The organism is Methylobacterium sp. 77, assembly GCF_000372825.1.
GTDB lineage: Bacteria > Pseudomonadota > Alphaproteobacteria > Rhizobiales > Beijerinckiaceae > Methylobacterium.
On sequence record NZ_KB910516.1, the window covers coordinates 40,078 to 50,000 of the forward strand.

The following is a 9,923-nucleotide window of genomic DNA, read 5'->3' on the forward strand; positions in this document are numbered from 1 at the left end:
CCGACCTCGAAATTCCGACCCGTCACATCGGGGCGAGGCGGCGGGTAGGATCGCCGCCCGGTTTCGAAGCGCCGTCGCCTGCCGGCGAGTAACCTTCAGAGTACCGCCTCGATCAGCCCGAGGCTCTTGGCCTCCTCGGCCTCGATGTACCAATTGTATGGCGCCTTCTCGATGACTTCATCGAGGGTGACCTGCGAACCGATGACGAGGTGGGCGAAGCCTTCGTTCTGAATCGCGATGGAGGTCTCGATCTCGTGCAGGGTCGCCTTGAGCGTGGCGATGCAGGTGGTGAGGGGGCCGTGGATCTCGAGCTTCTTTGCCATCTTGCGCTCGTGGATCATCAGCCGCGTGCCGCGCGTGAGATAGCGGTTGGGACGGGCGAAGAAGCTCATGAGGGTCGTGCCGGCCGAATAGATCGCTGCCTTGCCGAGGAAGACGAAGCGACGGTTCGGGGTGATCTCGCTGGCAAAGCGGATATCCTCGCCCATCATCCGGGCGACCTCCGGGTCGCCGCCGAGGGTGGTGAGTTCGACTACCACGAGGTCGAGGTCCGAGGCGGCGTCGAACTGGCGCCGGAAATCCCGGTACATGTCGTAATCGACCGGACCCGACAGCAGGATCGCAGGCCCCTTGAAGGCAGCGGCGGAAAGCAGTGTGGTGTCCATCATCGATCCTCGGCCATGGGTGAATATCGGGAAACGGCCCCGCATGGCTCGTGCCGGATCAAGAAGCGTCTGGGCCGCATGAGGTTGCGCGGATTGAGAAAAAATCGCTCCCCGGATCGTCCGCGAACGGATCGGTCCCCCGGTGGCCGATCTGGACTTTTCGCCCCACCGCGCCTATATCAAAGCCGCGTTTGATGACCGGTTCGTAATAACGTTTCAGGACCCGGAGGGCAGTACTCCGGCGCCTCCACCAAAAGCGCATCGTGATGCGCTTCTGATGGGGGCGAAATAGGATCGACTGGGCGGTAAAGGGATCGCGAGAGCGTCGGTAAGGACTCGACCGGTTTGGCGCAGGTAACCCCTGTTCCAAGTATTTGGCCAAAACTCTAAATGCCAACGATAACGTTGTCATGGATGCCCGCCTCGCGGCGTAAGCATCTTGCGGTAGGGTAACCGTCGAAACAGAACCCGGGGCTTCGGCTCCGGGACCCACCTTTCCCATTATTTCTTGAACGTATCGTCGACAGCCCCGGCCATGCCGCAGAGGGCTGTGTTTGCGTTCGCAAGTCCATCGACGACGGGCGCGATCGTTGGATGCGCCGACATCCTGAAGACGTCCCTTCCGTGTGATCTTGGTCGCACCGAAGGGTGTGCGCCCGCACACGCAGTATCTAGAACCCTTCCAGCCAGTTGTTGCCGGATTGCCCTGCGCTACATCGCAGCGCGAGGGAAAGTTCTTCGCCATCGAGCGTTTGCCGATGGCTCGCATAGAACTTCCGCGACTCGACCCAACGGATTTTCTACGTCTTTGGAACAGGTTCGGAGAATGCCATGTATGGCCCTGAAGACCTCGAACTCAATCGGCGTCATCTGATGGCCGGAGCTTCGGCCTGTGCCGTCGCGACCGCCTGCCCGTCGGCAGCCTGGGCCGCGACCCCGGATTCGTCCGATCCCGTCATGTCCAAAGTATCGCTGACGGTGAACGGGACGTCGCACGAGATCGATATCGATACGCGCACGACGTTGCTCGACGCGTTACGCGAACATCTGCACCTGACCGGTGCCAAGAAGGGCTGCGACCACGGGCAGTGCGGTGCCTGCACGATGATCGTCGAAGGACGGCGCATCAATTCCTGCCTGACCCTCGCGGTCATGCATCAGGGCGACGCCATCACGACCATCGAGGGGTTCGGCAAGCCGGATGACCTGCACCCGATGCAGGCCGCCTTCGTCAAGCATGACGGCTATCAGTGCGGCTTCTGCACGCCGGGCCAGATCTGCTCCGGGATCGCCGTCCTCGACGAGATCAGGGCCGGTATCCCGAGCCACGTCACTGCCGATCTCACCGCGTCGGCCTCCATCACGAGCGACGAGATCCGCGAGCGCATGAGCGGCAACATCTGTCGCTGCGGCGCCTATTCCAACATCGTCGACGCCATGACGGAAGTCGCGGGGAGGCAGGCATGAAGTCTTTCACCTACGAGCGCGCGACCTCGCCAGCCGCGGCCGCCGCAGCGGTCACACGTGTGCCGGGGGCGAAGTTCATCGCCGGCGGCACAAACCTTCTCGACCTGATGAAGCTTCAGGTTGAAACGCCGACCCATCTCGTCGACGTCAACGGCCTGGATCTCGACAAGATCGAGCCGACGGAGGAGGGGGGCCTTCGCATCGGTGCCCTGGTGCGCAACACCGATCTTGCCGCCGATCTGCGGGTGCGGCGTGGATACGCCGTGTTGAGCCGGGCGCTGCTCGCCGGTGCCTCGGGACAACTTCGCAACAAGGCGACGACGGCCGGAAACCTGCTCCAGCGCACCCGCTGCCCGTACTTCTATGACACGGCGCAGCCCTGCAACAAGCGCGAGCCCGGAAGCGGCTGTTCGGCCATCGGCGGTATCAGCCGTCAGCTCGCGGTGGTCGGTGGCAGCGAGGCGTGTATCGCCACGCATCCCGGCGACATGGCCGTGGCCATGCGGGTTCTCGACGCCAATGTGGAGACGGTGAACGACCAGGGCGTCACGCGGACGATCCCCATCGCCGATTTCCATCGCCTGCCCGGAGATACGCCGCAGATCGAGACGAGCCTGCAGCCCGGCGAACTCATCACCGCCGTCACGCTCCCGAAGCCGGTCGCGGGAACGCATGTCTATCGCAAGGTTCGCGACCGGGCCTCCTACGCCTTCGCGCTCGTCTCCATCGCGGGCATCGTCCAGCGTGACGGAACCGGGCGCATCGCCGTGGGCGGCGTCGCGCCGAAGCCGTGGCGCGATGAGGCCGCCGAAGCGGAGCTGCCGAAGGGTGCCAAGGCGGCGACGGAGCGTCTCTTCTCCGGGGCCAAGCCGACCCACGACAACGCGTACAAGCTAAAGCTCACCGAGCGTGCACTCGGCGCGATCCTGTCCGAAGCGAGGGCCTGAACCATGAAGTTCGACACTCCCGCCGGCCGAAACCCGATCGACCAGCTCAAGGTCATCGGCAAGGCGACGGACCGGATCGATGGTCCCTTCAAGACCACCGGCACGGCTCATTACGCCTATGATTGGCACGATCCGCAATCGAAGGCGGTCTACGGATTCGTCGTCGGTGCGACCATCGCCAAGGGGCGGATCGACGCGATGGATCTGAGGGCTGCGAAAGCCGCGCGCGGCGTCCTCGCCATCGTCACGGCCGAGAATGCCGGTCCTCTCGACAAGGGCAAGCTCAACGCCGCCAAGCTCCTCGGAGGCCCTGAAATCGAGCATTACCACCAGGCCGTGGCCGTGGTGGTGGCTGAGACGTTCGAGCAGGCCCGCGCCGCCGCCGCTCTGGTTCGCATCGATTACACCGAGGCCAAGGGCGCGTTCGACCTGGCGGCGGTGAAGGATACCGGCAAGCCGGAGAAGCTGGCCGGCGCCCCGTCGGACACGTCCATCGGCGATTTCGATGGGGCCTTCGCCGCCGCCCCCATCCAGCTGGATGCGACCTACACCACGCCCGATCAGGCCCATGCGATGATGGAGCCTCATGCCTCCATCGCCTCCTGGGACGGCGACAGCCTGACGGTCTGGACCTCGAACCAGATGATTGCCTGGGGCACGCGCGATCTTGCCCTGACCCTCGGCATCCCGAAGGACAGGGTTCGTCTCATCTCGCCGTTCGTCGGCGGCGGGTTCGGCGGCAAGCTGTTCCTGCGGTCGGAAGCCGTCATGGCGGCTTTGGGCGCCCGCGCCGCGAAGCGACCCGTGAAGGTCGCGCTGACGCGGCCGCTCACGTTCAACAACACCGTTCACCGCCCCGCCACGATCCAGCGCATCCGCCTCGGCGCGACTCCTGACGGCACCATCACCGCCATCGGCCACGAGAGCTGGTCCGGCAACCTTCCGGGCGGCAAGCCGGAGGCGGCGGTGCAGCAGACGCGCTTGCTCTATGCGGGGGCGAACCGCATGACCCAGACCCGGCTCGCAATGCTCGATCTGCCGGAGGGCAATTCCATGCGTGCGCCCGGCGAGGCGCCCGGCCTGATGGTGCTCGAGATCGCCATGGACGAGATGGCGGAGAAGATCGGCCTCGACCCTGTCGAGTTCCGTATCCGCAACGATACCCAGGTCGATCCCGAGAAGCCCGAGCGCCCCTTCTCACAGCGTAGCCTGATCGCATGCCTTCGCCAGGGCGCATCGCGCTTCGAATGGGACAGGCGTGTCGTGAAGCCCGGTAAGGTCCGCGATGGGCGCTGGCTCGTCGGAATGGGCGTCGCCGCCGCCTTCCGCAACAACATGACGATCAAATCCGGCGCACGCGTCCGCCTCGATCGCGAAGGCGTCGTCACGGTCGAGACCGACATGACCGACATCGGCACCGGCAGCTACACCATCATCGGCCAGACGGCCGCCGAAATGATGGGACTCGGCCTCGACAAGGTCATGGTCAGGCTCGGCGATTCCACGTTTCCGGTCTCGTCGGGCTCGGGTGGACAGTTCGGCGCCAACAGCTCCACCTCGGGTGTCTATGCGGCATGCGTGAAGCTGCGCGAGGCGGTGGCACAATCCCTCGGCTTCAACTCGGCCGACGCGGTTTTCGAAGACGGCAAGGTCCGCTCCGGCAACCGCTCCGCCGCGTTGGCGGAGGCGGCGAAAGGGGGCGACATCGTCGCCGAGGACACGATCGAGTTCGGCGATCTCTCCAAGACCTATCAACAATCGACCTTCGGCGCGCATTTCGTCGAGGTCGGCGTCGATGCAAGCACCGCCGAGATCAGAGTGAGGCGAATGCTGGCGGTCTGCGCCGCCGGGCGCATCCTCAATCCGAAATCGGCCCGCAGCCAAGTCATCGGCGGCATGACCATGGGGGTGGGTGCCGCCCTATTGGAGGAACTGGCCGTTGATACGAAGCGCGGCTTCTTCGTCAACCACGACCTCGCCGGCTACGAAGTGCCCGTCCATGCCGACATTCCGCACCAGGAGGTGATCTTCCTCGACGAGACCGATCCGATCTCTTCGCCGATGAAGGCCAAGGGTGTCGGCGAACTCGGCATTTGCGGTGTGGGCGCTGCAGTCGCCAACGCGGTGTACAACGCCACGGGGATAAGGGTTCGCGATTACCCGGTTACCCTCGACAAACTCCTCGACCGCATGCCCGACGCGGCCTGAGGATACTGGATCGGCCAAGGGCGCGTGCCTGGCGCGCCCTCGATCGTTTCCCCGATCGTGAACCGTGTTCAGATGACGAAGAAGTCATCGGCTGCGATGGACGCGACAGCCGTCGAATCCAGCCTCGCGATGGCGACGGGATCGAAGCCGGAACCGGACCCGTCGGCATCGTAATAGACGAGGTTGTTCCAGGTCGAGACGGCGATCCTGTCGCTCGCATCGAGGTCGCTGGCATCGTAGGTGTCGGTGATCTTGAAGGCGTTGGCCGAGAGTTCGCCACGTCCGAGGGCCCGGAAGATCGCGTCGTCCAACCGGATCGTGTCGTCCGCGTGCCGGAAATCGGTGATCCTGTCGGGGCTGTTGCCGTTCGGTGCCGTGTCGAAGAGGAACGTGTCGGCACCGGTCCCGCCAGTGAGCACGTCCAGGCCGCTTCCTCCGACCAGGACGTCGTTCCCGCCTCTCCCGATCAGCGTATCGTCACCTGCACCGCCCGCCAGTCGATTGGCCGAATTGTTGCCCGACAAGGTGTCACCGTATTGAGCGCCGTTGACGTCTTCGATGTCGGCGAGGCGATCCGTATCGACGAAGTGGAACAGCAAACCGGAATCGAGGTGGTAGACCGCGTCTTCCTGAACCGCGGTGCCCCGCCTGAGATCGACGATGACGCGACCGTAGAACGCGCTGTAATCGACGAGATCGGTCCCGCTTCCGCCGGACATGACATCCGTGCCGTGGATGTCCACGAACGTGTCGTTGCCCGAGCCGCCATACATCCGGTCGTTGCCCCAATCTCCCTTGAGCGTGTCCCGACCGTCCGACCCGTAGAGGCGATCGTTGCCATTGCCGCCGTACAGGTGGTCGCTCCCGTCCCCGCCGAGCAGCAGATCGTTGCCTTCGAGACCGTAGATCCAGTCGGCCCGGTCTGTGCCGACGAGCTCGTCATCCTTGAAGAACCAGTCCTGATCGCCACGGATCGTCGCCATGATGTGCCTCCTCGGGGCCGGTGATCGATGATCGATCTCCGTGACCAGAGATTGCACTCCCGCATAAAACCATTCCGTGATGTGGATCAAACATGCCGTGGTGGGGTAGCTTGGACAGCCGCTGTCGCGCGTCCATCACCCGACAGGCGGTGAAATCGGGCGAAAGCCGACGACGTCGATCGGCTCGCTGCGCCCGCGCAGGGAGACACGCTTTCTCCGTCCAGGCTCCGGCAGTTCGACACCGGCGACAAGGCCCATACTCAGGACGATCGCCACGCCCTCCGCCTTCGCCACATCCATGAGGCGGCTCGCGACGTTCACCGTATCGCCGGTGGCGGTGATGTGCTGGTTGCGAGCGCCTCCGAGTCGCGAGATCACGACCGGTCCGCCATGGGCGCCGATGCGCAGGCCGGTCACCGCCCCTGTCTCGGCAGCGAGCCGTCCGATCCAATCTTCGAGATCGGTGATGAGGGCGAAGGCGGTCGTGACGGCGCGCTCGGAATCGTCGGGGCGAGCCTCCGGCAAACCGAACAGGATCATGGCCCCGTCGCCCATGAAACTCGTCACCGAACCGTCGCGGCGCGTGGCGGTGTCCTCGACGAGATCGTGCATATCCTTGAGCAGCGCACGCGTCCGCACGGGTCCGAGCCTCTCGCTCATGCCGGTGAAGCCGGAGAGATCGACGAACAGGATCGCCGCCCGTTGCTCCACCGGCGCCGCGAGGAAATCGGGTTGCGCAGAAAGCCTCGCCGCGACTGCCGGGGGATGGAAGCTCAGCAAGCCGTCGCGGGCCTGCGTCAATTGACGCTCGCGGTGCCGGTCGAGCCACAGCCGAGCCGCGATGAACGGCACGAGTGGAACCGAGACCGCCACGAGAGGAAGCGCCATGGCGAGCCAGATGCCCTGCGCGAACAGGATGAACGCGACGATGACGACGGCGCCGATCACGAGCGCCGCCAGGGCGACGCCGAGGGCCACCCGGCGGATGGAAAGGGCGAGCACGACAACAATCGGCAGCAGGAAAGCGTTGGCCGCATCGGCGTGCCGCACGCTCGACGTCCGCATCAACGCATCGCCATGCAGCAGATGAGACGCCGCGGTGGCGAGCAGCTCGACGCCCGGTAGCACCGGGTCGAAGGGCGTACTGAGCGTGTCGCCGCTGGCGAGCGCGGTCGAACCGACGAAGAGCAGCTTGCCGCCGAGGCTCTCGGCACTCTCGCCCTCCATGACGCTTCTGGCGCTCACGGTGCGGATCGTGCCCTGTGGGCCGTAGAACCGTAATGCGAGTCCGGCACCAATATCGACGGGAGTCTCTCGCCCGGCCAGCGTGATCGAATCCGCTGTCAGGATCGGCTGGCTCCCCGTCGCGATGCTGACGGCCCGGAGCGGCAGGGCAGGGTGGAGCGCGTTCCCCTCGGCGATCAGAAGAGGGATGTGTCGTGGCGTCCCGCTCTCGTCGCCAGCCACGTTGACGAGGCCGAGGCGCGCCGATTCCCGCAACGGCACGACCGGGCGCAGGATCGCCTGCGCGACGGGGATGTTCGTGACCGCGCCCTGGCTGGCCCGCGCTTCCGGTCCGCTGCGCGAAAAACTCGCCGCCATGCCGATGACCGTCGGCGCATCGGCCAGAGCAGCCGCGAGATCCGCGTCGACCTCCGGCTTTCCCGGATCGACGAACAGGATATCGACCGCGATTACCTTCGGGGCCTTCGCCGCCAGCGCGCGCAGGAGCTTGGCGACATAGCTGCGTGGCAGCGGGTAGGTCCCGGCGGCGGCGATGGTCGCATCGTCGATGGCGATCACCACCACGTTGTCGGGCGCCGGCCTCGGGCCGATGAGCGAGAAACGCAGATCGGTGAGGGCCGCCTCGATCCGGTCGAAGGGCGCTGCGTCACCGCGATGATGCGGCAGAACGAGACAGAGGCTCCAGCCGCAGCAGAATGCCATCGCCGCCAGGGCGAGGACGAGATGCGGCGGGACGCGTCGCAGCATCAGCGGCCGAAACGGGCGAGGAGATGGAGGCGCCGTTCACGAGGCCAGGATTTCGGTGCGAGTGGCCCGTCCGCCGCCCCCACATCGACGCCGTCCCCCGCTCCGAGGGTGACCGAGCCCGCGGTCTCACCCGCCCTGGCGACCACGACCCGTCCGGTCTGGACGAACACCGCCGATGTGGCGGGGGCGGCATCCACAATCCAGGTGGTTCCGCGCACCGAGGCGACGGCATGGGGCGTTCGGACCTGAAACCCACCACGCCTGCCCGGCGGATACTCGATGAGCAGAGCCTTGCTCTTCAACTCGGCTGCGTCGGGCCGGCCATCGCGGTCTTCGTCGATGAGACGGTAGGCGGCACCCTTTTCGGCAACCAGCTTGAGGCCGTCGTCGCAACTCAGGACCGAGCGCGGTGGATCGCTGTAATCGACGAGGCTGCAGCCCTTGGTCTGGGCCACCGCTCCTCCCGGCAGGAAGCAGAGCGCCAGGCCGATGAGCCGAATGTGACTGAGCCGGAAATGGGCGCCGAGCCGGGAACGGTCTGTGCAAGGTGGTGTCATGGCAATGCCCTCACGCCGTCTCGAAGGTGTCGTCGAACCGTTGGAGTTGTCTTCGTCAGCCCTTTGCCGACGCCAGTCGAGCCATATGCTGGGGATCGAGCAGCTGGATTCTACCGCGCCCGAGACGAAGCAGACCGCTTCGCTTCCAGGTCTGCAACTGCCGGTTCACGCTTTCGCGCGTGGCGCCCACGAACAAGGCCAGTTCTTCCTGGGACACGACGATCTCGTCACCGAAATCCTGGCCGAGGGCGATGAGCCGGCGGAGAAGGCGTTGTTCGAGGGGCAGAAAAGCCGCTTCCTCCGTGCGCTGACTCATCCAGCGGATGCGGTCGCAGAGAAGTTCGATGAACTGCACCGCCACGGAGGGACGGCGCTCGATCAAGGCGAGGAGATCGCGGCGCAGAATGACGAAAAGCGTCGTCGGTTCGATGGCGATGGCGCTTGCCGTCCGGGGCCGCCCATCGAGCAGGGCAACCTCGCCGAAGACGTCGCCCGGGCCAAGCATGTTCAACGTGGTCCTGCGTCCATCTTCGGTCTCGTTGCTGATCCGAACCTGCCCGCGCCGTACTGCATAGAGCGCGTCCCCGGCATCGCCCTTGAAGAAGAGCGTCTGGCCAGCCGAGAGGGATCGCGTGACGCAGAGAAGGGCGATGTCCCGCAGGGTCTCGTCTCCGAGGCCGGCAAAGAATGGGTTCACCGCAAGAAGCCCGACAAGATCGTATGGTTCGGCCATGCTCGCGGCTCCCTCATCCGAATTCGTGACAGGCCTCGGCACCGCCGGTGACCGCTGCCGGCCATGCCATGTACGACGATCACGTCGCCATACTGTGACACGGGTCACTCAAGCGGCGAAGTCCATAGCCGCGCCGTTCCTTTCCGGTCCTTGATGAGGGCTCCTCCGAGCGATCCGCGTGGATGCTTGACCTCTGTTGAGGCTGCCCTGTCGGCTCCCTCGATCGCACTCACGATACGTCGTGGTGGATTTGCGGCCTCAGAAGACGGAGAATTTTGGCGCTGCGACAGGGCGTTATGGTCTTCTGCCATGGTCTCACGTCATGGGTTTGTCGTGAAAAGTTCGGAGGTCTGTGATTTTGGCATTGACGG

At 65.2% G+C, this 9,923-nt stretch carries 8 protein-coding genes and 1 other RNA gene; 4 read left to right on the forward strand and 5 right to left on the reverse strand.

What is annotated here, in order from left to right:
- Positions 1-95: 95 nt before the first annotated feature.
- Positions 96-665, reverse strand: coding sequence for a peptidase S14 (locus tag A3OK_RS0100190; RefSeq protein WP_026596780.1), 570 nt, complete (start codon positions 663-665; stop codon positions 96-98).
- Positions 666-813: 148 nt separating this feature from the next.
- On the opposite strand from A3OK_RS0100190, the gene ssrA reads away from it, so the two are divergent.
- From ssrA to paoC, 4 genes are all read left to right on the forward strand, one after another.
- Positions 814-1,141: a transfer-messenger RNA gene (ssrA, locus tag A3OK_RS23415) on the forward strand.
- A 355-nt stretch (positions 1,142-1,496) separates the two neighbouring features.
- Positions 1,497-2,132, forward strand: a complete 636-nt coding sequence (gene paoA / locus A3OK_RS0100200) for an aldehyde dehydrogenase iron-sulfur subunit PaoA (RefSeq protein ID WP_019902921.1) — start codon at positions 1,497-1,499, stop codon at positions 2,130-2,132.
- Positions 2,129-3,079, forward strand: coding sequence for a xanthine dehydrogenase family protein subunit M (locus A3OK_RS0100205; RefSeq protein ID WP_019902922.1), 951 nt, complete (start codon positions 2,129-2,131; stop codon positions 3,077-3,079). The genes paoA and A3OK_RS0100205 overlap by 4 nt, the downstream gene beginning before the upstream one ends.
- Positions 3,080-3,082: 3 nt before the next feature.
- Entirely contained in the window at positions 3,083-5,287 is a 2,205-nt protein-coding gene (paoC, locus tag A3OK_RS0100210) for an aldehyde oxidoreductase molybdenum-binding subunit PaoC (protein WP_019902923.1), read from the forward strand.
- A gap of 68 nt (positions 5,288-5,355) precedes the next feature.
- On the opposite strand, the gene A3OK_RS0100215 is transcribed toward paoC, so the two are convergent.
- The 4 genes from A3OK_RS0100215 to A3OK_RS0100230 all read right to left on the reverse strand — a co-directional run bounded on the left by A3OK_RS0100215 (position 5,356) and on the right by A3OK_RS0100230 (position 9,552).
- Positions 5,356-6,270: a calcium-binding protein gene (locus A3OK_RS0100215; protein ID WP_019902924.1), complete on the reverse strand. Its 915-nt coding sequence runs from the start codon at positions 6,268-6,270 to the stop codon at positions 5,356-5,358.
- Positions 6,271-6,405: 135 nt separating this feature from the next.
- On the reverse strand, positions 6,406-8,262 hold the full coding sequence (locus A3OK_RS0100220; RefSeq protein WP_019902925.1) for an adenylate/guanylate cyclase domain-containing protein: 1,857 nt from the start codon (positions 8,260-8,262) through the stop codon (positions 6,406-6,408).
- On the reverse strand, positions 8,262-8,819 hold the full coding sequence (locus A3OK_RS0100225) for a FecR domain-containing protein (protein ID WP_019902926.1): 558 nt from the start codon (positions 8,817-8,819) through the stop codon (positions 8,262-8,264). Before A3OK_RS0100225 ends, A3OK_RS0100220 begins: the two co-directional genes overlap by 1 nt.
- Before the next feature lie 55 nt (positions 8,820-8,874).
- Complete coding sequence (locus A3OK_RS0100230) at positions 8,875-9,552, reverse strand: Crp/Fnr family transcriptional regulator (RefSeq protein ID WP_019902927.1); 678 nt, start codon at positions 9,550-9,552, stop codon at positions 8,875-8,877.
- Positions 9,553-9,923 lie beyond the last annotated feature (371 nt).

Bases quoted from the DNA above. Each gene is read 5' to 3' on its own strand.
- A3OK_RS0100190 (WP_026596780.1), bottom strand. From the start codon at position 665: ATGGACACCACACTGCTTTCCGCCGCTGCCTTCAAGGGGCCTGCGATC.
- A3OK_RS0100230 (WP_019902927.1), bottom strand. From the start codon at position 9,552: ATGGCCGAACCATACGATCTTGTCGGGCTTCTTGCGGTGAACCCATTC.
- A3OK_RS0100225 (WP_019902926.1), bottom strand. From the start codon at position 8,819: ATGACACCACCTTGCACAGACCGTTCCCGGCTCGGCGCCCATTTCCGG.
- A3OK_RS0100215 (WP_019902924.1), bottom strand. From the start codon at position 6,270: ATGGCGACGATCCGTGGCGATCAGGACTGGTTCTTCAAGGATGACGAG.
- paoA (WP_019902921.1), top strand. From the start codon at position 1,497: ATGTATGGCCCTGAAGACCTCGAACTCAATCGGCGTCATCTGATGGCC.
- paoC (WP_019902923.1), top strand. From the start codon at position 3,083: ATGAAGTTCGACACTCCCGCCGGCCGAAACCCGATCGACCAGCTCAAG.
- A3OK_RS0100220 (WP_019902925.1), bottom strand. From the start codon at position 8,262: ATGCTGCGACGCGTCCCGCCGCATCTCGTCCTCGCCCTGGCGGCGATG.
- A3OK_RS0100205 (WP_019902922.1), top strand. From the start codon at position 2,129: ATGAAGTCTTTCACCTACGAGCGCGCGACCTCGCCAGCCGCGGCCGCC.